The organism is Sporosarcina sp. CAU 1771 (assembly GCF_054482775.1).
The window spans coordinates 1-22,729 of record NZ_JBTLRN010000036.1 but is presented as its reverse complement, the minus strand read 5'-3'; the positions used below and the strand labels follow the sequence as shown (position 1 = coordinate 22,729).

23 protein-coding genes and 1 pseudogene are annotated in these 22,729 nt (G+C 37.3%); 21 read left to right on the top strand and 3 right to left on the bottom strand.

The genetic code is table 11. The features are described 5' to 3' along the window. Positions 1-151 precede the first annotated feature (151 nt). Positions 152-373 (top strand): small, acid-soluble spore protein tlp, encoded by a 222-nt coding sequence (locus ACXYMX_RS16070; protein ID WP_459045256.1) that lies wholly within the window; start codon positions 152-154, stop codon positions 371-373. 119 nt (positions 374-492) lie between these two features. Here ACXYMX_RS16070 and ACXYMX_RS16065 read toward each other — a convergent pair whose 3' ends face one another. After that, positions 493-711, bottom strand: coding sequence for a hypothetical protein (locus ACXYMX_RS16065; RefSeq protein WP_459045255.1), 219 nt, complete (start codon positions 709-711; stop codon positions 493-495). 242 nt (positions 712-953) lie between these two features. Between ACXYMX_RS16065 and ACXYMX_RS16060 the strand changes: the two genes are divergently transcribed. From ACXYMX_RS16060 to ACXYMX_RS16045, 4 genes are all read left to right on the top strand, one after another. Next, positions 954-1,400 (top strand): SRPBCC family protein, encoded by a 447-nt coding sequence (locus tag ACXYMX_RS16060; RefSeq protein WP_459045254.1) that lies wholly within the window; start codon positions 954-956, stop codon positions 1,398-1,400. A 138-nt stretch (positions 1,401-1,538) separates the two neighbouring features. Beyond that, a complete protein-coding gene (locus tag ACXYMX_RS16055; protein ID WP_459045253.1) occupies positions 1,539-1,877 on the top strand; it encodes a DUF3784 domain-containing protein in 339 nt (112 codons plus the stop codon). A gap of 16 nt (positions 1,878-1,893) precedes the next feature. Next, positions 1,894-2,811 carry a tetratricopeptide repeat protein gene (locus ACXYMX_RS16050; protein WP_459045252.1) on the top strand — a complete coding sequence of 306 codons (918 nt, stop codon included), beginning with the start codon at positions 1,894-1,896 and terminating at the stop codon, positions 2,809-2,811. A gap of 24 nt (positions 2,812-2,835) precedes the next feature. Beyond that, complete coding sequence (locus tag ACXYMX_RS16045) at positions 2,836-3,387, top strand: hypothetical protein (RefSeq protein WP_459045251.1); 552 nt, start codon at positions 2,836-2,838, stop codon at positions 3,385-3,387. A 66-nt stretch (positions 3,388-3,453) separates the two neighbouring features. On the opposite strand, the gene ACXYMX_RS16040 is transcribed toward ACXYMX_RS16045, so the two are convergent. Beyond that, positions 3,454-4,215 carry an NRDE family protein gene (locus ACXYMX_RS16040; RefSeq protein ID WP_459045250.1) on the bottom strand — a complete coding sequence of 254 codons (762 nt, stop codon included), beginning with the start codon at positions 4,213-4,215 and terminating at the stop codon, positions 3,454-3,456. A gap of 344 nt (positions 4,216-4,559) precedes the next feature. On the opposite strand from ACXYMX_RS16040, the gene ACXYMX_RS16035 reads away from it, so the two are divergent. The 14 genes and pseudogenes from ACXYMX_RS16035 to ACXYMX_RS15970 all read left to right on the top strand — a co-directional run bounded on the left by ACXYMX_RS16035 (position 4,560) and on the right by ACXYMX_RS15970 (position 19,894). Next, positions 4,560-5,099 carry a hypothetical protein gene (locus ACXYMX_RS16035; RefSeq protein ID WP_459045249.1) on the top strand — a complete coding sequence of 180 codons (540 nt, stop codon included), beginning with the start codon at positions 4,560-4,562 and terminating at the stop codon, positions 5,097-5,099. A gap of 447 nt (positions 5,100-5,546) precedes the next feature. Continuing rightward, on the top strand, positions 5,547-5,990 hold the full coding sequence (locus ACXYMX_RS16030; protein ID WP_459045248.1) for a hypothetical protein: 444 nt from the start codon (positions 5,547-5,549) through the stop codon (positions 5,988-5,990). Between the two features lie 273 nt (positions 5,991-6,263). Then, on the top strand, positions 6,264-6,476 hold the full coding sequence (locus ACXYMX_RS16025) for a hypothetical protein (protein ID WP_459045247.1): 213 nt from the start codon (positions 6,264-6,266) through the stop codon (positions 6,474-6,476). A 769-nt stretch (positions 6,477-7,245) separates the two neighbouring features. Next, the gene (locus ACXYMX_RS16020; protein ID WP_459045246.1) at positions 7,246-7,662 is read left to right on the top strand and encodes a hypothetical protein; all 417 of its coding nucleotides are present in this window, start codon (positions 7,246-7,248) and stop codon (positions 7,660-7,662) included. A gap of 130 nt (positions 7,663-7,792) precedes the next feature. Further along, a complete protein-coding gene (locus ACXYMX_RS16015; RefSeq protein WP_459045245.1) occupies positions 7,793-8,203 on the top strand; it encodes a DUF4181 domain-containing protein in 411 nt (136 codons plus the stop codon). 148 nt (positions 8,204-8,351) lie between these two features. Further along, a complete protein-coding gene (locus tag ACXYMX_RS16010; protein WP_459045244.1) occupies positions 8,352-8,489 on the top strand; it encodes a hypothetical protein in 138 nt (45 codons plus the stop codon). Between the two features lie 27 nt (positions 8,490-8,516). After that, the gene (locus ACXYMX_RS16005; RefSeq protein ID WP_459045243.1) at positions 8,517-8,774 is read left to right on the top strand and encodes a hypothetical protein; all 258 of its coding nucleotides are present in this window, start codon (positions 8,517-8,519) and stop codon (positions 8,772-8,774) included. Positions 8,775-8,794: 20 nt separating this feature from the next. Then, positions 8,795-10,297, top strand: coding sequence for a serine hydrolase domain-containing protein (locus ACXYMX_RS16000; RefSeq protein WP_459045242.1), 1,503 nt, complete (start codon positions 8,795-8,797; stop codon positions 10,295-10,297). 127 nt (positions 10,298-10,424) lie between these two features. After that, positions 10,425-10,790 (top strand): hypothetical protein, encoded by a 366-nt coding sequence (locus tag ACXYMX_RS15995; protein ID WP_459045241.1) that lies wholly within the window; start codon positions 10,425-10,427, stop codon positions 10,788-10,790. A 531-nt stretch (positions 10,791-11,321) separates the two neighbouring features. Continuing rightward, a complete protein-coding gene (locus ACXYMX_RS15990; RefSeq protein ID WP_459045240.1) occupies positions 11,322-12,344 on the top strand; it encodes a Wadjet anti-phage system protein JetD domain-containing protein in 1,023 nt (340 codons plus the stop codon). Further along, complete coding sequence (locus ACXYMX_RS15985) at positions 12,326-13,828, top strand: replicative DNA helicase (protein WP_459045239.1); 1,503 nt, start codon at positions 12,326-12,328, stop codon at positions 13,826-13,828. The genes ACXYMX_RS15990 and ACXYMX_RS15985 overlap by 19 nt, the downstream gene beginning before the upstream one ends. Then, positions 13,815-14,600 (top strand): DUF6063 family protein, encoded by a 786-nt coding sequence (locus tag ACXYMX_RS15980; protein WP_459045238.1) that lies wholly within the window; start codon positions 13,815-13,817, stop codon positions 14,598-14,600. The genes ACXYMX_RS15985 and ACXYMX_RS15980 overlap by 14 nt, the downstream gene beginning before the upstream one ends. Further along, entirely contained in the window at positions 14,557-18,957 is a 4,401-nt protein-coding gene (locus ACXYMX_RS15975; protein WP_459045237.1) for a coiled-coil domain-containing protein, read from the top strand. The genes ACXYMX_RS15980 and ACXYMX_RS15975 overlap by 44 nt, the downstream gene beginning before the upstream one ends. Before the next feature lie 139 nt (positions 18,958-19,096). Continuing rightward, a pseudogene (locus tag ACXYMX_RS15970) lies at positions 19,097-19,894 on the top strand (Rpn family recombination-promoting nuclease/putative transposase). 71 nt (positions 19,895-19,965) lie between these two features. Here the strand turns inward: ACXYMX_RS15970 and ACXYMX_RS15965 are convergent. Next, positions 19,966-20,625 carry a hypothetical protein gene (locus tag ACXYMX_RS15965; protein WP_459045236.1) on the bottom strand — a complete coding sequence of 220 codons (660 nt, stop codon included), beginning with the start codon at positions 20,623-20,625 and terminating at the stop codon, positions 19,966-19,968. Between the two features lie 111 nt (positions 20,626-20,736). Between ACXYMX_RS15965 and ACXYMX_RS15960 the strand changes: the two genes are divergently transcribed. Both ACXYMX_RS15960 and ACXYMX_RS15955 read left to right on the top strand, forming a co-directional pair. Continuing rightward, the gene (locus ACXYMX_RS15960) at positions 20,737-21,282 is read left to right on the top strand and encodes a GyrI-like domain-containing protein (protein ID WP_459045235.1); all 546 of its coding nucleotides are present in this window, start codon (positions 20,737-20,739) and stop codon (positions 21,280-21,282) included. Between the two features lie 34 nt (positions 21,283-21,316). Further along, positions 21,317-22,330, top strand: coding sequence for a PQQ-dependent sugar dehydrogenase (locus ACXYMX_RS15955; protein ID WP_459045234.1), 1,014 nt, complete (start codon positions 21,317-21,319; stop codon positions 22,328-22,330). The last annotated feature ends 399 nt before the right edge of the window (positions 22,331-22,729 follow it).

Below are 22,729 nucleotides of genomic sequence, written 5' to 3'. Positions count from 1 at the left end.
TCCAACGATGACCGCGTAGCGTATCCAACTCTGTTTGAATATTCACATAACAATAAAACGAGGTTAACCAACGTGTCGAAAAATATTTTTCCGACACCCTACAACGGCTTAAACCGTTGATATATCAATGTTTATAGAGGGAGGAAGGAAATTGGCGAAAAATTACCCGAAGCCGAATGATCCAGCGGATAACAAAGTACGTCTTAAGAAAACAATTAGCAATATGGAGGCCGCAGAAGAGGCAATGAATTTTGCGGAAGGAAATGAATTGGATCAAATTAAAGAGAAAAACGAACGAAGAAAACAAAGTATTGGCGATTTACAACGTGAAATACATGAAGAAGATCAATCAAAAATAAATGGGTATATTTAATCTGAGAAATGCAAAAGTAAATTTTGAAAATCTTTGGTTCACTTATTAAAGTTCCACTAAAAATGGGAAACTAACAAGGTTCTTCCTCGTTAGTTTCCCATTTTTTATTGTTTCACCGATTAAAATAGTTTTTTGGCTTTATCCAAAAAGCCGCTAGCTTTGTCTAATGAAACTTTTGCTTTAACTCCGTCGATCAGAGAGTTAATTTGGTCTTCTGGAAGTTGGACGCCAATAACGTCTTCTACAGCTTTTACAGGATCCTCAGAAAACTTCGCTTTAAAGCTTTCGTCTGATTTTACTTTTTCAATAATTTCTTCGATTTTTGCCTTAATATCCATTGTACTCTCTCCTTTTGTTTCAATTTACACTAAATCTAACTATTTTTAAGTATAACGTACTGTTTTTCCATTCGTCCAATACTTTATATTATTGACTCAGGCATTTAGGAGGGCTTGTATGATTCAATCTCACCTAAAAAAGGGGATTTCCTGAATCAATTAACAGATAAATGAAGAAATATGGTATATTTAGGAAGAGAGTAAATGAGTTTGTTCGAAATAAAACTAGTAGGGGTGTATTGATGAAAGTATCAACGCAAGTAAAAATCAACAGTACAAAAGAGAAAGTTTGGGAAGTCATTAGTGATATTGAGAATTCAGCTGACTTCATAAGCGCAATCATGAAAATTGAAGTGTTAACACCGAGGGGAGAATCGCTCGTCGGTTTAAAGTGGAGAGAGACGCGAAAGATGTTTGGTAAAGAAGCGGTAGAAATCATGTGGATTACGGATAGTGAAGAGAATTCGTATTATCAGACGCGGGCTGAGAGTCATGGGGCTATTTATATATCTCGCTTATCCATTACCGAAGAGAGTGATGATGTAATCCTTGAGATGTCATTTGAGGGGCAAAGTGTAGGTTTAATGTCTAAAGTAATGAGTAAAGTTTTTGGTGGATTAATGAAGAAATCAATGATAAAAGCTCTTGAAGTGGATCTTCAGGATATTAAGAGAGCCAGTGAATTATAAGTACTAAAATTCAGAGTAAATTGTATGAAATATGTATTGATCTCATAAATCTGTTAATAAGCACTCGTTTTAAAGTGTAATGATACGTAGGAGTATTATTTTTTATCTTAATTCGAATGAATTGGGGAGGGGATCTAAATGATTGCAGCGATCGTAAACATGATACTCCTTATTCCGTTTTTACTACTTGCCTTTGTCTTTTCACAAGGAAAAGGTGCGTTTCTCATTGCAGGTTACAATACGATGTCGGAAGACAAAAAGGCGCAATATGACGAAGTGGCTATGTGTAAATTTATGGGGAAAATCATGTACGGGATTTCTTTTAGTATCTTTTTATGGGGACTAAGTGCAATGGTGGACAGTCCAATTTTATTTGGAATTGGAATGGGCTTATTTTTCGCTTTCCTTATCTTTGCAATCGTACGGATGAACTCTGGAGATCGATTTAAAAAAGCAACGGATACTACAAAAGAGTGAGAGAGAGAGTGGATTTATGTCACTTAATAAACAGGCACTACACTTATTCGAAAGTAATCAGAATAACGAAGCGCTTGCTCTATTTCAAGAGGTTGTAAATAAGGAACGAACTGTGCAGGCGCTAAGTAATTTAGCTTGGATGTACTTATATGAAGAAGAGGACCAAGAACGGGCCAAACCCTTACTCGATGAAGTTCTCCTTCACAATCCAACATCCTATTTTCCTTACAATATGCTCGGTGAAATTGCGATGCAAGAAAAAAACTGGATGGAAGCTAAGAAGTACTTAGAACAATCACTGAAAATAGACCGTTCATCTGAAGCGGTACATAATTTAGCTGTCGTTCATTACAATACGGGAGAATTTGAGAAAGCAGCAGCGGGTTTTCAAGAAATTGCGAAGGATTCGGATTTAACACGCTGGTTTGAGGTGCTTGCTCGTATTCAAAACAAAGATGTGAGCACAGCAAAAGAACTCCTCAACGCGTGGAATGAGCATGCGGACGATTATACAGGAGCGATTGAAGTAGCGGATGCTTTTGTTGAACTGGGTTGTTTCGAAGAAGCGAGGATTATGTTTGAAAAGGAATGGGAGGAGTACTTTGTCTCTCCTTATATCATTCATAGATATGCGTATGCATTATATCAATTGAATGAATTGCCGAAGTGTCAAATGGTCATTCAAGAAGCTATCAAGAAAAAAGAAATTGAAGTTGAAGAAGAAAAAGTGGAGCCTTGTGATGAACAGTGGTCAGAAGAAGACAAATTGGATCGTATTGCAGAGCTTCAATTGGAACTCGATGGTCTTCGTGAACTGTTTTCGAAGTTAGAAAAAGGCTATCGTCCTCAGATGGAAGTCGAACTCCATACGGAAAGTAACTGTTACTTATTTGGCTGTACGCTTCATGGACATGCAGAATACACAGGAAATTAATTTATAGCAGGGGGATTGTTTCGATTGAAGAAAAATAAAGTTGCCAATATCTTGTTTATTATTGGACTTCTTATCATTGCGATAAGCTTCATTTACGGACTCGTTATTGGCCAAGAGTTATATGGCGATGGAATGCATATCATTTGGTCCATTGTGTTTACGTATTGGTTTTCAGGAATTGTTTCAGGAATGTTGTTTATTGGATTGGCGGAAATCATAGAAATACTAGATACAAAGCTTAGCTGGATTCAAAGAAGAATGACGGACGAGGATATGGATAAAGTACTTCCGGTTAACGACATAAAAGAAGGAGTAATTGATTCTACTCCTGCGGATGAACAATCTCTAACGAAAAGTGAAGAACAATTTGTTCGCGAGTATTTCGAGAGAAAAGAAATCGCGATTACGAAAGTTGTGAAGTCACCAATTGAAGGGATTTGCCTTGTTGAGTTTCCAAATGGCAAAGATAGAGTTTATGAGATTGATGGGTTCAATCCAGAAGAAATCCCTTTCGAAAAATGGGATATGAAATTGAAGGCGTGGTATGGAATTTATACTCAAAATAAGAATGTGTGATTGTACAATCTACAACGAAAAGCAGATACTTGTATGCTTTTCGTTGTAGATTTTTTTGATTAAGGATCAAGCTTGAAATGTAAACTGATTTTCACTTGCGAATACACCTTTTTCATACGTTCTTTCTGCAAAAGTGAAGACATTGTTATGATCTACGAGTAAAACAGAGGACGAACGCGTACCGTATTCAGGCGATTTAATAAATAGGGGGGAAAGGGTTCGTTCGAGTTCTATGCCGACTCCGGTAGTTGGTAATATCGAATCTTCCGCAATTCGTTCATCTGTCAAAATTGAAAATAACGCATCCATTTCAACCTTCTCTCGGCTTTCCACATATTCTTTCAAGGCATCTTTTCCTTTATTCACTTTTGGCCACGGGGTATCGAGCAAATGATTGCTTAAGCCGTGGGTACCTGGAGTTACCTCCGTAATTTCTCCTTGAATATTGCTGTAATAATACAACTCGTCCGCGTTACCAACGAGTAAATTGAATCCAGTGTAGTCCTCTTTCGACATGTGAATGGAAGTTAGAAAGTCCACTGTATTTTCATCGTCCTCTAAATATTTCCGAACGATGTCTCCGCGAGAAACTTTTCCAACACCCATATGAGCAGGATCTCGGTAATTTGTAAGAGCGGCAAAACGACCTTGTTTCGTCACGCCAAGCCATGTCCCCATTTGACGTAAATCCCTACCAGCTAATAAATTCGGTTCGTCTTCCCAAAAGTGAGCAGGTTCTGTCGGACGCTCATAAAACTCATCGCGATTTGCAGCAACAATTAATTTATACGTAGGATGTTCTTGAAAATGAAAGTTGATTAAACACATGGATATGACCTCATCTCTTCTGTAAATTGAATGAAAACTTATCTTTAGTATACAGCATTCGCTAGAAAGATAGCATGAGATGGAAAGAGAAAGACCCGATTTCGACCTTTGTGAATACCTGCATTCGGCTTTAAGGATGATCATAACTCAATTAATGGTATGTTGACAAAATTCCTTTATAAGTAGATGATTGTAGAAAATTGCCTTTTTTCCAATTAATGAAACTTATCGCTCATTAAGAACGTAACAATATGAGAGCTGGTTTAACTCAAGAGTTGCGCGATTTTCGGGAACTATTAATGGGATATTGATAAATTGTGTGCCTTGTACAAAGGGGTGTTTGGGTGAATGGAATTGCGTGGTTGATTGTTGCATGTGAAATAGGGTTTTGGCTTGTTATCATTTTAGGCCTATTCACACGATATATCCTTAAAAGGAATAAACTGGGGTTGTTTTTCCTGGCCTTAACACCCGTCATTGATTTAATTTTATTAATTGCTACGGGTGTGGATTTGTATCGTGGTGCGAGTGCTACGAAAGTGCATGCAATTGCTGCTGTGTATATAGGGATATCTATTGCATTCGGTAGAAGTATGATTGAATGGGCGGATCTACGCTTTCAATATTATGTGATGAAAGAAGGATTGAAACCGGTTAAAAAATTGGGTGTTGATTATGCGAAACACTATTTTAAGAGCTGGGGACAACATGTGATTGCATTTCTAATAGGGGCTGGAATTTTATTCATCTTAATCTATTTAATTAACGATTCTTCTCGAACTGAAGTGTTGGCTGGGTTTCTAAAATTATGGACACTTGTGTTGGGGATTGATTTTTTAATTGCCATAAGTAACTTTATTTGGCCGAAAAGGGCAAAGCGGTAGCAATTCGATAGTCCCTCAATCGGGGGCTAATCTTGAAGAAGCATAGTGACTTTTCGGTAATAGTGCGATTTTGCAGAACAATTTAAATTGTAATGAACATGAAATATTTAAGGAAGGGGTGTATGAGGTGAATAAATATCAAAAACGTACTGTTTACATTTCGATAGTAACACTTGCTTTCTTCTTAATATTATCACTTATAACGCAACAATGGGGATTCTTCTTATGGAGTTTAATGCCTATTTTTATGGTTTTGATGAGTACATTCTTCACTAAGCTTGACAGGAAAAGTAGTAGGGAGTGATAGGGTGTAAACGCTAAACTAGAGTTAACAGTTTTCCACAAATAAGATTAAACAGCTCCCCAAAAAGCTATTAATTAAAGAATCGGGTGCAGTTATTGAATACGGACTAGGTTTCATTTGGGCTAATTAAAGGAGATGCAATCGTGATTTATAATGCAAAAACACAACGGGGATCACTTTTAACTATATTTCTGATTTTGGTAGTTGTTTTGATCTTAAGTATTGGTAATGGAGGAGGTTCTTGGATATGGTATTTTCATATTCCATTCACAATACTTGTGCTTACAGCAATTTTTATAAACTTTAGATTTAAAATATCAAACGGTGTATTGAAATTCCAAATACGAATATTCACATTAGCAATATACAATAAAGAGGTTAATCACGAACAAATTGATGGTATAAAGTTAACGCGTGTTGGATGGAAGCAAAAGTGTGCCGTGGTTCAAAATCAAAAAGGCCTTAATTTTAGAATCCTAGCGTTTAATCCAGAGTCTATTTATAATGATCTAATTGTATTTGCTAATGATTATGAAATACCTATTTCTAAAACAAAGGACTATGTAATCTTAGAAAATATGCACTGATAATTTTAGTACAGTAATCGGGTGAAGTTGTTGAATAGGGGCTGTGCTTCAAACGGGCCAAAACCTAACTTAGATAAACTGTTGCTTTCCGTTCCGGCGCACGCTTTCCGCGGGCACGGCTTCAGCCTCCTCGTCGCTAAGGGCTGCTCCTGTGGGGTCTTCAGCTCGCGCTGTTCCCGCTGGAGTCGGCGCCTGCACTTCAAGCAACGGAAAGTATTATGCATATATGACCATTCAACAATGGGCCAGTTTATTGGGTAAGGAGGTTTTAAGATGAGCAAAAAAACTATCTTGATTTTAGGGATTGTTTATGCGGTTGCGACTCTTATCTTGAACAATGTCCTGCAAACTACTATCGGGGGATTTATGATGACATTAAGTTACTTAGCATTTGTAGTGGCAATTGTAGGTGCTATCTATTACTTAATTAATTTTTCTATCAAACAATTTATTTATAATCGAAAAAATTGGAACAATATTGAATAACTCAAAGTGCTTTAAATTACTACAATCGGGTGCAGTTGTTGTATAAGAACATCTCTTAAGATGAATGAACGTAAGTCCTTTTATCTTGGGATTTATTTGGGGAATGAGGGTTGAAAATGGCAAACGTTATACGAGTAATTATCTTTTCTTTAATCGTGTACTTAGTTTTCTGGTCAGTAGGTTTCACTAGTGAGTTAACCTCACTTACAGTCCTTGTTAGCTGTTTAGCTTTTGGGTATGGACTTAATATGTTTTGGGTTGTATATCGAAAGTTCCAAGTAACTAATAAGTGAGTTTTTCCTAGTCGGGTGCTGATTCTAAAACAAGGATCTGCACCTACTCAGTAATAGGACCAGAATATAAAAGCACATAATTTAATGGTTTAGTCATCATTAACGAGATTTAACGAACGTTGAACTGTTTGTGCTTCTGTAACAGGAAGGGTGAAAATATGTTAAAGAAATACCTAACCGAAAATTTAGCAAAGATAATCGGTAACGACATCTTAATTAATGTCTTTATTTTTTCTTGCTTATTCGTACTTAATAATATGTTCAATACCAGCATTGAATATATATCTTTCCTTTTTGGGGCAAATGCAATGTTGGTAATATTTCATGTAGTTGACTACAGGAAGTGGTTGCGGTCGAACTAGTTTTGCATAAGATTTGTGCGTAAATCATGCTAGATTCAGCAATAAGAATTCTTACTCATTCTCAAAATGACCTTTATTTGATTTAAAGTCATTTTGATATAAGGGGGGGCTTTTATGAAAAGGTTCTATACTTATTTTGGTTGGACGATTGGTTTAGGTTTTATTATTTATTTAGGAGCCAATATCCAGTTTATGATGAAGCAAAAATTTGTTAGGGGAACCTTTGATTCAACACCATTTATTTTTATATTTCCATTTATATTTCCTATTGTTGTTGGTGCATTGCTTAGGTTGCCAAAGTTGCTAGTTGAAATCAAGCAGAATAAACAATGGGACTTTGATTGGGTTAAATTCATTGGAATCGGATTGCCGTCATTTTGTATTATACTATTGTGCTACTCACCTTTTATACCGATATCAAATAGATTCACCTTGTTTTTACCAAATCTTATTTTTCAGGGGGATTCAACGATCCTTACAATAGCAGGTGTGGTGTTTGGTTATATTTTGTTAGATAGTTTAAAGAAATAAAAATGCTTTTTAAAAATAAAGGGTACGATCGAAGTATAAACCATTGCATCTAGATCACGTCAACGGGCCTATTTATATAGTTAAATTCATTGGTAGAAGGAGTAGAGTTTTAGATTGGAGTGGATAAGAAATGGGGCACTTTGAAATGCCGCCTGGGTTTTGGGGAGAACTTTTAATAATACTAGTAGTTGTTATTTTACTGGTTGGTATTATTCCAGCTATTTTTCGTTATAGAATGGGTGCAAGAAAAAAGAAATGGTTTTCATACAATCATGTAAACAAATTACATAAAAAAGTCGATTGGACTTTGCGAATCGTTTTTATGATTTCTTTCATAACTTTTGCAATCCTTTTTAATATCCACCCCTTTTCAACATATATAATGATTGGATTGTTTGTACTAACTCAAATTGGTGTTCAAGCATATATCGAATGGCGATTTTCGGATAACCGAAAAGACTTTCAAGTAACACTCATCCAGCTTACTCTAACTTTTGTTACCTTATTTGGATTCGTTTTCTGGTTAGAATATTTATCATGAAAACAATTATTTTAAAGTAGATTTAATAAAGCTATCGGGTGCAATTTTCGGAAAATGGATGGTTTATCATCTGGCCAAAGGGTTTAGGAAACAGTAATAAAAAGCATATAAATTATCTTTACGTCGAAAAATTCTAGGAGACGATTGTTTGAAAAAAATAGCATTCATATGTATAGCACTGTTATTTTTATTAGCGGGTTGCCAAGCAAATGATCCCATTGCAATTCAACTGGACGAGGTGCTATCTTCATTTGAAGAACAGCAATTGTCACTAAAAGAAAGCTAGGTTACTAAGAACGACAGTATTTTTGGAATGAAACTTAATGGGGTCAGACTTTCTTTTTATGAATTAGATGGGAAGAAGATTTTAATTTATATCTACAATTCAATTCCAAATCGAGAAAAAGGTTTGGAAGATTGGCGTGTAAAAACAGAAAGTATGGATACGGTCTCATATAAAGTGTATGAGGTTAATAATGTGTTGCTGTTTTATGTTTATGTAGAAGAAAACCTTGAAAGTGAAATAGACAGTGGAATACAAACTGTTGTGAATGGATTAAGTGGCAGTTAATTGTGAGAGAAGGGGAATAAATGAAAAATGTGTTTGTAAAAATAACATTATTGTTTATTGCAGCTACAATGTTAATGATTCCTATAATGGGAAATGGAGTTGTAAAGGCACAAGAAATAAATGAATTAACTGAGACGGAAGAAAAGCAAATTGAAAAAATTATAACGGAAAATATGAGTAAGGGAAAAATCCCAGGATTATCGATAACGATTGTGAAAGAAGATCAAACCGTTTATCAAAAAGGGTTTGGCTATTCAAATTTAAAAGAAAAAGAACCAGTCACTTCCCAGTCTATATTTGAATTAGCATCGAATAGTAAAGCTTTTACTGCATTAGCTATTTTGAGTTTAGTAGAAAGCGGACAAATCGAGCTTAACGAGGATGTAACTGCATACATCCCTTGGCTAAAAGTAAAGTATGAAGGAAAAGAAATCCCAATAACGATTGAGCAAGCGTTACATCATACTACTGGAATCCCGGCCTATACGATAAATTTAATTCCTATTTCGAATGAAGATAATGCGCTAGAAGAAACAGTAAGAACTTTAATTGGAATCGAGCTAGATAGTAAACCAGGTAAGGTCTTTCAATATGCGACAATAAATTATGATGTCCTAGGATTAATTATTGAACAAGTAACGGGTGATAGTTACGAATACTTTATGGAAGAAACTATTTTAAAACCAATGGAATTAAATAATACATACCTTTTTCGAAATGAAGAAAGAAACATTCAAATGACGAATGGATATAAAATCGGATTTTTAAAACCACGACAATATGAAGCACCGATTTATAGAGGGAACAAACCAGCGGGCTATATTTTATCTAGCGGAGAGGATATGGCAAAGTGGCTTAAAATTCAAATGGATACAATGAATGAAGTTGATTTTCATACAGAACTTATTAAAAATTCTCATAAGGCGGATCGTGCTGTTGATGCAGCAGGTGACGAAGTGTTCTATGCTGGTGGCTGGTTCCTTGAACCAAATGAACAGATCACTCATGACGGCATGAATCCAAACTATTCAACGTATGTATCATTCAGTAACATAGAAAAAATTGGAGTTGCTGTATTAGGGAATTTAAGTTCAAATCAAGTTCAAAATATAGGAGAAGAAATTTATGGAATAATGCATGGAGATGGTGTTCGTAATCACGTAGAAGATTCAAACCAAACCATTGATAAGGTGGCATTTGTAATCGTATTTATTTTAAGCATCTTCATGCTAGTTGTTTTCATTTTTATCTCAAGGATTTTAATGAAGATAGCTAGAAACCAATTCTATATTCAGTTGAATGGGATAAAAAGCATTTTTAAACTAAGTTTGTCTTTAGTAGTTATGATGGGGTTAAGTTATTTTCTCTGTTTACTACCAAGCCTTATACTAAGTGGTTATTCATGGGAAGCTGTGTTTGTTTGGAGTCCTAATAGTGTTCAGGTGGCATTGTATTCAGTGTATTTTGTTGTTTGGCTTATTTATATATTTTTTGTTCTGAAGATCTACTTTAAGAAGGAATAAACTGGTGAAGGAAATAAGTCACTTTAAACTAGCTTCAATTAACGGATGCAGTTGATGGATGTACTGTTCCAAAACTGGCCAGTGAATTTGATCAATAGGAGCGTGAATAATAAAAAGAATAACTAATTTGGTAATGCTCTTTATCATATTTTTGTTCATATTGAGTGGGTGCAGCAAGGATACAACAGTAGAAGAAGCAATTGAAAAAAATGAGGAATGGAAAGATGTTTTTTACATTACTCAAACAAATGATGATATTGCTTTAGCATTCCTGGAAGAAACAGAAGGAATGATTGAAGCTGGGTTAGTCGTCAATCGTAAAAACGGGTGGGAAACTAGTGATAAAACAGGTGACTTAGGTGTAAATGACCACTCAATAGGCTTTGGCGGTATGTCTGGACCTTTGTATAGTAATGACGATGAATTTTTAGTTTTAACTTGGGGTTTGATTGTTGATGAAGAAATAGAAAAAATAGAAGTGTTGGATAACTAAGATAAGGGAGTCAATATTATTACTTCAAACTATGGAACAAGACTATATTACATTGTTGATACGAATAGGAAAGATGTTTCAGCAGAATACAATCTTGTTGCTCGTTCGAAAGATGGTGAGATTTTGTATGAGCATCCTTAGGTTTATTTAAGTACCGGTTTTATTATTCTTTTTAATTAAATACTTTATTCGATATTATGTAACTGAGAAAAATAGGAATTTTTAAAAAGATGAACATTGTAGATTAATAAACATTGATTACTTCGCAATGGGGTACTTTAGTGAAGATAGGTGAGTAAATATTAATCGCAAAACGCTCATTTTTTTGGGCGTTTTTATTAACATGTTTTATCAACAACGTTACAAAACCGAGCTTATTCTTAATGAACAAAAAATAGAAAAAAGAAAGATAAGTGGAACTATGATAGAATGAATGTATCTTCTGACAACTTAATGGGTCAGTTTACAACGTGAGAAAAGCATTTTAGAACTCTTAGGAAGCCTGAAAACGAATTTGGAAAGGTGAAGGGAATGGAGAAAAGCATTCGCACATTTTTACTTAATCTAAAAAAGAAAACAGTCACGCTACATGAACTTGAACAAATTGCCTCTACTCGAACTTATCCTGAGTTTGCTAAACTCATTTTATCGTTGGAATCAGATGGGGTCCTTTCGCCGATTCAATCCCACGGTACAAATGGAAAACAACCTGCGCTTCGATTGAGTTATCGAATCCACATACAGTCACTTCAAAATGAGTTCCACAAAGAACTTGTGGCAGCAAGGGTCAAGTTGCATTCGCTTATTCGGATCGAGCATTATTTTGAGTTGCCATTTGCACGTTGGCAATCGGATTACCCCTATCTCCTTGCTATTCATACATACTTAAACGACCAACCTTTGCCAACGACTTATGCAGCTGCACCAGAACGATCTTTTGAACTCGTGGCAAATGAAAAGTGGATAACGGAGCTAGGTGGCAAAGAACTACTGGAGCGCATCGAACTATGGGACAAGTTGTTAATCATTCCGGTTGCTGATCCTCTTATGTTCGCCATCAATCCAAGAAAAGTACTCGCGGCCAATCAAAGGCATTTAATTGTTGAAAATAAAACAACGTACCAAGCTTTATTACCTAAATTACAAGAGACAGATTTCTCGACGCTTATTTACGGAGTAGGCAATAAAATTGTGAAAAGCATTGAGAACTTTGCACATCAATATCCTGTACATGATTGTGAACATACCTTTTATTATTTTGGCGATATAGACTATGCAGGGCTAACAATTTGGCATAGATTGTCTGAGAAAGTGAGTGTTCTCCCTGCTTTGCCTTTCTATAAGGCGGCACTTTTAAAAACCTCTCCCAGCGGCAAGCAAAATCAAGCTCGGCTTGATGCAGCAGTTCAAGCTTTCAACACCTTTTTTCCGATTGATTTGCAACAACAAATTGAACAAAAGTTAGCGGATGGGTATTATTATCCACAGGAAATATTGCAGACGAGCGAATTGCAAGCGATTTGGAGGGATAGCGATTGGACGCTTATGAACTAACAACTGGATATGCGGAGCGGTACACACGCATCGCTCTATTTGAACCATTCCAAGATTTAAGACGCAAAACGATCCGTGACGAGAATGATAAGAGAATAGACGTTGCAGGAATGGGGCTTCTTTGCTTACTTTTCTTTTTTGAACAGAAATTAATTCGAAATACAAAAGCTGGCTTAAGAGAATTTGCTGCCTATTTAGAAATGAAAACAGGTCCAGTGTACACGCTTTCCTCCGCTAGATGGGAGAATTTGAGTCGGGATGTGCTTCAAGTATTTCGTCCACCAACAGGTAAGCGCTACAGCGTAACGTATATGGATTGGGAAAAAGGACAAGAGGAAACCGTGAGCTTTTCATTTTTTAAAGCAAATACATTTGATGTGAAAACGAATGCACAGTATTACACACTTGATGAGGACGGTCTTGAACTTGTGTTTGCAACGAAAGAATTTTATAGCGAATTTCAACTTTCAATCAACCAGTTGTTGTTAAGGAAGCAACTTGAAAAAGGTGAATTTAAAGGGGCGTTACGTCAAATCAATGAAATGCGAATCGATGTGGAATCTCTTGAAGAGCGCATCCTTCATTTAACGCATGAATTAAAACGCAACATAACGTCTGAAGAAACCTTTCAGCGGTATGCCCGCTTGATTGAGGATATTTTACTTCGTCTATCTATGGAACACGAGGAATTTGGGGCATTGCAGGAATTTGTGAATGACACGAAAGAACGATTGTATTATAAGGACCTTACGAAAAAAGAGAAAGAAGCGTATGTACTTATACTCCAAATTTCAACACGGTTGGAAGAAGTACATCACCAGCATTCCGATTTACTGCATGCCTGTACAGATTTGAAAACGAGTGCGCTTCAAGCGGCTCAAGAAGCCTTGTATTTTGTCGGTATCGATTCGTTCAATCTGGATCAGGATATTACTTCGCGAATAATTAGTACTCCTTTAGCTTTGGAATCAATGAAAGGAATTTTGTCCCCGTTTCTAAAGCTCGAACAGGTGGAATTATGGTCGCCATTAACGTTGTTTGCAAAGCAGCAGGTACGTGACATTCGAGAGGAAATGAAAAGTTCGGATTTCCCAGAAGTCGAATCGAAAGAAGAGCAAGAATATGTCATGCTCATCCGCAACCAATATACGGTTCTGTTTTCGTTACTCTTAGAATGCATGGATGAGGAAGGTCAAACGACTTTGGATGCCTTCATCTCGTATTTACAAAAAACTTCTTACATAGAAATGCTTCATTCACGAGTTTTTTATGATTTTTTTCTCCTCCTTCATCAGCGATCTCCGGTTTTACCTGAAGAAGAGAAAGATAACGAGGAGACACATGTACTCGACGGGGTTCGAAGACTTTTAGAAAATCGAGTATTACGCGTAGTTGAACGAAAAGAGTCCTTGAATCCCGATGAAAGATATGCAATACAAAATATGGATATCGATCTAAAGGAGGACACGGATGATGTTGTATGAAGCAGAAACGGTGCGAAGGGCTTTTGATATATTTCAACTGTTAACACGCACGGGAAAAGCGGGGAAAACTCATTATCACCTTTATCTAGCTGACGATACCATTCGTGGCCTCATTAATGAGTTTGTAAAAGGTGTAGATTGTGATTTAGTGACCGTTGGACAGGAATTACTCCTCATTCCTACTGTAGGCGATTCGCCGTTCCACGTAAGTAATGAGTATTTGCGAAAAACGTATTTAAAATCGGGTGCGACAAATGCCGATTTGTATCTTCTTTATTTCACAACGATTGTACTTTTTGGCGAATTTTACAACAGCTATTTATCGCAAGAACCGACACGGGAATTCATTCAACTAAGCGATTGGGTTGTTGCGGTTCAGCAGCGAATCGATACATTGAAAGAACATGATTCGGAAGAATTAAAATCGCTTTCCGCAGAGTTTTCATACAACTGGCAAATGATCCTTGATAAATGGGACAGCATGGACGATTTAAATGAACAAGCTAAAAGACAAGCGGGCAATACAAATAGTCGGTTAAGTTTTCTTGATACGGTCCGTCGATTTTTAGTTGATCAGGAACTCGTTCAGGATATCGGAAATAACGAAATAACACTAACGGAAAAAGCTAAGACAATTATTCAACGCTATTTTATGGATTTGGACTTTAACCGCGGGATATTGGAATTTCTTTACCGAATGGAAGCTGTTAAAAAGGAGGATACAGTCGATGCCAGCGATTTCGAAGATTCGGTTCACAAACGTAGTCTATGAAAATGGAGACAAACGTTACAACGATGAACTATTTTTATTTGACGGACATAACGGGGCCATCGTATTGGAAAATGGCGGCGGCAAAACGGTATTTATTCAAACGGCTTTGCAAGCAATCATTCCTCACGTTGAAGTAGCGAATCGAAAGATGAAAGATACGCTGAGGCTAGATGAGGGGCCGGCCCATATCGCCATTGAATGGATACTAAGCGAGCGTCCACGACGATATGGTCTAACTTGTGTAACGCTTTTCATGACAAAGGACAGTTTAGATTCGTTGAAATATGTGTACGAGTATAGTTCAGACAATGCGCATTCAATCGAAAACCTGCCTTTTGTTCGAGGGAAACGACCTGCAGAAAAAGGGGAAATGCAGGACTATTACAGCCAAATGGATAAACAACATATGAATGCGCATACGTTTGATACAATAGGGCGCTACAGTGCTTATTTGGAGGAAAACTTCCACATTGTTACTTCTGAATGGGAAAGTATCGTGAAAATTAACAGTGGGGAAGGCGACGTGGAACGTTTCTTTGATGATTGTCGAACGACGGGTCAGTTGGTAGATCGTTTGCTCATTCCAAATATTGAAGATGGCATGGCAGGTTTTGAGTCGACCAAATTTGCAACGAGTTTTGAATCGAGGTTGACTTCCTTTCAGGAATACAAACACTTTCAAGACAAATTGGGTGAATACCGTAAAATCCAATCGCGGTTGGATGAGTTGACGAACCACTTTGAACGTATGGAACAGAAAAGAACGTCTTATATGAAAAGCAAAATGACTGCAAAAGCTTATGCTCTTCAAACGGATAAAGAACATGCAAAATATGTTGACAAACAAATCGAAGTTGATAAAGCACGCGAGGAATTTGAAGACGAGAAAAAAGCACTCTCACATCGTGAAAAGTCTCTATCAATCGCAGTCGAACGCGCCAAACTAAAGGACTTAGAAGAAGAGTTAAGTTCATTGCAAAAAGCAACAAGACAGGCTGAGGAAAAGTGGAGAACGAATCGGGAGCAACTTGCTGAATTGCGATTAGCAGATCAATTGCAGCAACAAGAAGTTTTATCGTCCCGTATTAAGCGCTTGCTGCAAGAATTGAACGACTGGAATGAGAGAGGCGAATCCGAGGACGCACTCGAACAGTTTCAAGAAGTAGGCCGTCAACTTGCAGGCGCTTTTGAAAAGCTACAGGCGGAACTTGAAAAAGAACGAACGAACAAGCAATTAGAACTGCGTCAAATTAAAAACATCGTCCAGCAAGAAAAGGAATCCATTGAAGTTTTACAAAAGAATATTGAAGTGGGCCGACTAGATGAACAGCGAGAAATCACAACTATTTCAATCTTAGAAAATGAAATGGAGCAGATTGAAAAAGATGTACTTTTGGACAAGTCTCATACGTCTATGGAAGAACAACAAAAACAGTGGGTCGAAGAACATGCGAAGCTGGATGGCCAAATCATTGAATTAAAAAACCGAAACACTCAATTGAGAACTCTCGTAGAAAAAGCGACAAAGGAACGGGAAGATCAGCAACAACCACTTGAAAATTTACGTACACGATGCACTGAAAAAAAGATGCATGTAAAAGAAATTGAAAACGAAGAACAACTGTTAATCGATCAGTTGCAAAAATCGTCAATAGTGTGGGCGAATCTTCATTCGATTTATGACAGACAAGAATCGATTGATCAGTCAATGCAAGAAGACATTGTTCGACTTACAGGGCAGTTTGAAATGTTGCTAGCAGACGAACGATCAGCGACACGTTTGTATGATGATTATAAAGAGCAACAACGTTTTTTTGCAGATGCTTTTTTGGATGTTCAATTGGCTCGTTGGCAAAATCAGTTTACTTATTTACAGACAGGCATTGAATTTGTAATGAGTTTAGATATTGAAAGTACGCTGGAAGAAGACTATCCATTTTGGGCAATGGCTGTCGTCACGACAGAAAAAGAAGCACCTCTTTTAATAGAGAAATTGCAAAACAGTCAAAAAGAGTTGCAATTCCCAGTGCATATTCTGACATTAGACGAAGCAACGAGCATTGTGAAGGAAGGACAAACAAAGATTGTTGATTGGATTACGCCCGAACATTGGACAACTGCCTTGGATAACGATGCTTTTGGACTGTGGAAAGAGGAAATCCAAAAGAAAGCAGAGGCGGCTTTAGAGACTCGAAAAAATTTCAGTTTGGAGCTTGAAGGTCGTAAAAGGCTATATGAAGCATTCCAGTACTTTATCAAACGCTATCCTCTTGTTTATAAGCAAGAGCTGGATCTTGAATTGAATGAATTGCAAAGGAAAGAATTTCAGTTGAGTCAGTGGATGTCGAAAACCAATGTGCAGATTGCTGATTACCAACAAGAAATGGAAAACAACAGGAATTTAATTGAAAAACTGAGTAGTGAAATGCAAGGTTTTACAATTTATTTAGAAAAAGCAAAAGATTACTTAGATAAAAACAGAAGAAAAGCTGAACATGAAAAAACAAAAATGCATTACGGAGAAGAAATCACTGCTTTCGTTAGACAGAAAAAAAGAGTGGAGAGGCATCTTTTAGAACGAGAAGAAGACGTAAGAGAAATGGAAGATTTGATTCGACAAACAGAGGCACAACTTGCAAAGGAAGTAATCGACCATCCTCTATTCTGGAAAGTAAAGAATCTTCAAGCACTACCTACAGAACAACCAATTAAAATAATTATTGAAGAATATGAAGAGTTAGAGCAGAAAGTAGCAGGTTTGTTAAGTGAGCGAAACGTGGTCGAAAGGGAATTGCAAAGCGCGAGAGATCAGCTTGATGGTATAGCGCTCCAAATTGAAAGTCTTACACAAGAGTATCCGACGATTTTAAAGGAAGGTATCGATTTCCCTTCAAATGGAAAAGAACAGATTCGTACATTTACTGCCCTGAGTCCGCAACTTGAAGTGGCGAAAAAAGAAGCGGAAGAAGTAGAAAAGGGACAGCAGAGAAAAGTGAATCGGCAAGAGGGTGTAGTTGAAGCGAAGGAATCAGAAGTTTTGAATCCGGTAGAATTTCACCAAGCACTTCCGATTGAAAAACAAGAATTACAAGATGCCTGGAAAGCATGGCGGCAGTCTTTCGATTCATTGGAAAAAGACAGGCAGTATACACTGAAGCAAGTTGAACATTGGCGCAGTGTAAAGGAAATGTTGCAAACGGATGCTGTGATTCATCAATTTTTATTAGAAGAAATTCAAGTGGAAGTTCTATCAGAAAAAGATTTGTTGGATTTCACGTACAATGCGAAAAAAAGAATTGAAGAAGTTCTATTGAAACTAAGAGAGTTAGGTCAAGCATTTGAAGTGGAATCGAAAAGAATCGAAAACGAGCGCTTAAATTATATTTCATTTTGTCGTTCTACGATTACCGATAGTCGACTCCAACAAACAGCGGTTCAAGGAATTGAAACGAAAAGCTCGTATGATGAAATGTTGCATTATAAAGAACTGCTTGAAAAACGTTTGCATACGGCCGAACAATATGCAGAGCAACATATTCACACACATGACAAAGAACTCGAATTGTTTTTGCGTCATATGAGCATGCATATTCGTGCGTTGCGAACCGAACTGTTAACCATTCCAAAGAAAACCGGAGTGAAAATAGAAGATAGCTGGCGTCAAATTTTTCACATCACCGTTCCCGAGTGGAATGAAAACGAAGGCAAGCAACTTTTGCGTTCACACGTCAATTGGATTTTAGCGCAGTTGGAATTGGAAGAATATCGGGCAGATGATGGCGAATTAGATGAAGCGAAAGTGAGAACACGCTTAGAAAGATGGTTGAATTCCCGTCAATTGCTTCAAGTCGTCCTTCAAAATAAAGCGATTCGAATTTCATGCCATAAAGTGACGAATGATAATAAGATTTCACGTGCTGCATTTACATGGGAAGAATCGAATAGTTGGTCAGGCGGAGAAAAATGGAGCAAAAACATGTCACTATTTTTAGGGCTTCTTAATTATGTAGCTGAGAAAAAACAGCATATTCAACCGAATATGAAGAGGCATCGATCCGTTATATTGGACAATCCATTTGGGAAAGCATCAAGTGGTCACGTTCTAACCCCAGTGTTTTTCATTGCGGAGCAACTCGGTTTTCAAATTATTACATTAACCGCACACGCAGAAGGGAAATTTTTGCGTGACTTCTTCCCGGTCGTTTATAGTTGCCGACTGCGCCAAGCGGTTGGAAGCGATCGCCAAGTTATGACGACCAACAAGACAATCCAATCTGCTTACTTACGCGATTTGGAACCAGACTCATTGGAACGATTGAACGAAGTTGAGCAAATTGAGTTGTTTGAATTGAGTTAAGAGTATTCAGTCTTATCAATTGACGGATGAGAACATTTGTTTTATAATGGGTGTAAAGAAGTGAGGAGAGGCGTTGGAATTACTCGTATGTGAGGATAAACGTAGCTATGACTTTGGGTTGTTAGAACTTACAAATGATGTGGTTTTTAAAGCTTTTTTCGGTGATAAGCGAAATAATAAATTATTGTTGGCTTTTTTGGAATCGATTTTAAATGAGGAACTTTTTTCATTGGAACTTCTTACCCCTTATGTTGAGCCAAACCACGTGAATGACAAATCATCATAAATGGATTTAAGAGTTTTAACGGAAAAAGGAGAGCAAATTAATATCGAAATGCAATTGAAAGGGCACCGGGCATTTAAAGAACGAATGCTTATTTACTGGGCAAAAATGTATGGTAGCCAGGATGAAGCTGGTAAATCTTATGTAGAATTAAACCGCGCCATTCAAATTGTTATTACGAATTTCAATTTATTATCCAAAATTAATTACCACAGTAAGTTTCAATTAATGGATCCAGAAGATGGAGCAATTTTTTCATCACATGCGGAAATTCACGTCTTGGAATTGCCTAAACTAAAAAATAAGAAGCCAACAGGGAGTTCGAAACTGGAGCAATGGTTATTATTCATGAATAGCAATAAGGAAACAAAGGAGGCGCTAGCGATGGAAAGTTCAACGATGAAGGAAGCTTTTGATGAACTTCAGCGTTTAAGCGAAGACCCAGCGACACGGGCAGCTGCACTCTCACGTGAAGTACATCTGAAAGATCAGTTGCAACGGGAGTTGGATGCAAGAGAAGATGGTAGAAGTGAAGCGAACATCGAGATTGTTCTTACGATGTATACGAAGCAATTTCCGATTGAAACGATTGCTGAAGTGACGAACTTAACTCAAGAAGAAGTTATGCAAATTGTTCAGTCACGTATAAAGTAGTTCCAATCTCACCAATGCAAAAAAAATGCGAACCTCTCAAACGGATATGTTTGAGAGGTTCGCATTTATCGTTAAAAGGCGTTTTGTTCCATTCGTTTCATCATATGGTGAATCGAATACATTTGTACACCCGCTGCACTGTCTTCGGACAATTGAGCTTCTTTTTTGAACGCTTCGAGATTATTTTGATGGATTGCGATGGATGCTTTCAACGAGTGAATCATCCATGCGGTTGAAAGTTGGTCTAAATAAGTCGTTGCCTGGTATACGTCTTCTTTCATCAAATAAGCGGTACCTAAATAATATTCTTTGTAATCTTTCCGTTTCATTTGATTGGCGAAGTTAAGTACTGCATCTGCATCCTTCTGATGTAAGGCAAGGTTTGCGCCGTAGATGATTTGGATTTCAGCCTGTTTATGCTTTTCAAGTATTCTATGTAACGCATTTTCTATGTCTTCATCGTCACCATAAGCTTGTGCGTAGGCATAGCCGAATAATGGTTTTTTCTTATTTTTAATTACATATCGATCGATGGCTGGGAGTGATTTTGATCTGTAAATTACGTACATCGGGCGAACAGTGAAAATAAGAAGGGAAAGCCCTATGATTATAAGATAGACAAGCCACATCTGGAACTCTAAGAAAAGTAGAATGACGGTTAGAGTGATTCCGGCAAAGATGTATACTAGGTATTGAAGCGTGTTCGACATACGCGTTGATTTTGAATCCAATAGAGAGCACCACCTGTTTTCTTTAAGTATATACAAATTTACATAGTATTACTATATTCAAATAAATATGCAGGCTTAATTTGAAAGGATGAAATATAGGATGAAATTTGAGTGGCGAAAAGAATCGAAGGTAGCGGAAATCCAAATACGAGTGAGCAATTTAAAGAGAACATTGAAATCCTTTATTCATTGTCGTATGCAATTCGGATGATGCATAAAAAAGTGGAGCCGCCTGAAGGGTATTTCGAGTATACTGTATTTCCTTTAGAAGGGCATTGGGATTTAGATGAAGAAGGTAGGAAGCTCGATTACTTGGACAAGGACCATTTTGTGTACAAGTTAATGATCCGACAGCCTGACTTTGTGACGGAAGAACTGTTTCAATATGCGCTTAGTGTTGTGCGGGGGAAAAATCAAGAACTTAATTTAGATGGAGTTCAATTTGAAGAAATAACGGAAGGTTTATGTGTGCAGGCAATACATGTAGGGAGTTTTGATACAGAACCAGAAACGTTCGAAAAGAGGGAGCGATTTTGTACGGAAAACAACTTGGTCAGAATTGAGAAGACGCATAAAGAAATCTATATTACAGATGCAAGAAGAACAGTACCTGAAAGGGTGAAAACGGTTTTGAGATTTAAAGTGGCCAAAAGATAATTTCGTGTACCGCACAATTTAAGGAGGTTGGTGTATGAAACGTTATTTGTTGATAGTGTTCTTATTTTTTACTTCTGGTTGCACAAAAGAATCGCCAGTTTCGAATACTCCTATTTATAACGACGTAGAAAAAATCGCAATCAATCTGGAATCCCCTTGGTCAATCGCAAATGATAACGGTACATTTTATATTTCTGAGCGCGGTGGAACGATTGTCAATGTTTCACCGGAAGGTACGTTAACGAGAGAGGAAGTCCGCCTATCTGAACCGCTCTCAACAGTTGCTGAAGCGGGGCTCACGGGACTTGTTCTAGCTGAGAATTTCTCCGAATCACAGGAAGCGTACGCCTATTACACATACGATAATGACGGGATTCCAATAAATCGTATTGTGCTCCTGCAAGTTGAAGGCGATTTATGGATAGAAAAAGAGTTACTTTTAGATGGAATCGAATCAGGAGCTGTTCACCATGGTGGACGTCTTGCGCTATCTCCAGATGGTCGGCTTTTTGCGACAATTGGAGACGGGGCAAACCCTGATGCAGCACAAGACCTTAATTTATTGAACGGGAAAATTATTGAATTTAAAGAGGGCAATACTTTTCAGATTTTTAGTAGTGGTCATCGCAATCCGCAGGGGCTTGCATGGGATGAAAATGGAGACATGTATGCATCGGAACACGGACAATCTGCAAATGATGAGGTAAATCTTATTGAAGAAGGGAAGAACTATGGGTGGCCAATTATCCAAGGCTTGGATACGAAGGAACATATGGAGACGCCACTTGTGACATCCGGCTCCAAGGATACGTGGGCACCGTCTGGTATGGCGTTTCATAAAGGGCTTTTGTATGTAGGCGCACTTCGGGGAGAAGCTATTCTGGTGATTGATCCAGTTGCAGGAAAGCTTGTCTATAAAATTGAAGGTTACGGACGTATCCGGGATGTATTTTCCGATGGAGATTCGCTTTATTTCATTTCAAATAATACCGATGGACGAGGTAGCCCATCGAAAGATGATGATGTATTGTATCGGCTAAAATTTTAGGTTTGCCTGTGCACCACGTGTCTTTAGTGTGCCTGTGCACCACGCAATTTGGAAACGATTCGGAATTGTGTTGAAGTTGTGTGGTGCACAGTCATTTTCATATCGTGTTTTAGAACAAGGTAGTTGGGTAAATTAATAAAGTAGAGAGTCAATTATTACAATTACCTAGTACAAAGAGGAGGGGTTGAAGATGAATGAAAGAAGGACACAAGTAACTAGAACTTGGGCAATAATAAACAGCTTATTTTTACTAGCTGAATCAATTTCATAATTGACGATTTTAAAAATAAACAGAATAGCCCCTTGAAGATTTGTTGGTTTTTTAAAAATAAATAAACAATTTTATTAAGCAGTTTGTAACGATTCTTGCTCGATAGCGACCTTAATTCGATCCGTGGC

Bases quoted from the DNA above. Each gene is read 5' to 3' on its own strand.
- ACXYMX_RS16025 (WP_459045247.1), top strand. From the start codon at position 6,264: ATGAGCAAAAAAACTATCTTGATTTTAGGGATTGTTTATGCGGTTGCG.
- ACXYMX_RS16000 (WP_459045242.1), top strand. From the start codon at position 8,795: ATGAAAAATGTGTTTGTAAAAATAACATTATTGTTTATTGCAGCTACA.
- ACXYMX_RS16055 (WP_459045253.1), top strand. From the start codon at position 1,539: ATGATTGCAGCGATCGTAAACATGATACTCCTTATTCCGTTTTTACTA.
- ACXYMX_RS15980 (WP_459045238.1), top strand. From the start codon at position 13,815: ATGATGTTGTATGAAGCAGAAACGGTGCGAAGGGCTTTTGATATATTT.
- ACXYMX_RS16060 (WP_459045254.1), top strand. From the start codon at position 954: ATGAAAGTATCAACGCAAGTAAAAATCAACAGTACAAAAGAGAAAGTT.
- ACXYMX_RS15990 (WP_459045240.1), top strand. From the start codon at position 11,322: ATGGAGAAAAGCATTCGCACATTTTTACTTAATCTAAAAAAGAAAACA.
- ACXYMX_RS16015 (WP_459045245.1), top strand. From the start codon at position 7,793: ATGGGGCACTTTGAAATGCCGCCTGGGTTTTGGGGAGAACTTTTAATA.
- ACXYMX_RS15975 (WP_459045237.1), top strand. From the start codon at position 14,557: ATGCCAGCGATTTCGAAGATTCGGTTCACAAACGTAGTCTATGAAAAT.
- ACXYMX_RS16050 (WP_459045252.1), top strand. From the start codon at position 1,894: ATGTCACTTAATAAACAGGCACTACACTTATTCGAAAGTAATCAGAAT.
- ACXYMX_RS15955 (WP_459045234.1), top strand. From the start codon at position 21,317: ATGAAACGTTATTTGTTGATAGTGTTCTTATTTTTTACTTCTGGTTGC.
- ACXYMX_RS16005 (WP_459045243.1), top strand. From the start codon at position 8,517: ATGAAACTTAATGGGGTCAGACTTTCTTTTTATGAATTAGATGGGAAG.
- ACXYMX_RS16065 (WP_459045255.1), bottom strand. From the start codon at position 711: ATGGATATTAAGGCAAAAATCGAAGAAATTATTGAAAAAGTAAAATCA.
- ACXYMX_RS16020 (WP_459045246.1), top strand. From the start codon at position 7,246: ATGAAAAGGTTCTATACTTATTTTGGTTGGACGATTGGTTTAGGTTTT.
- ACXYMX_RS16040 (WP_459045250.1), bottom strand. From the start codon at position 4,215: ATGTGTTTAATCAACTTTCATTTTCAAGAACATCCTACGTATAAATTA.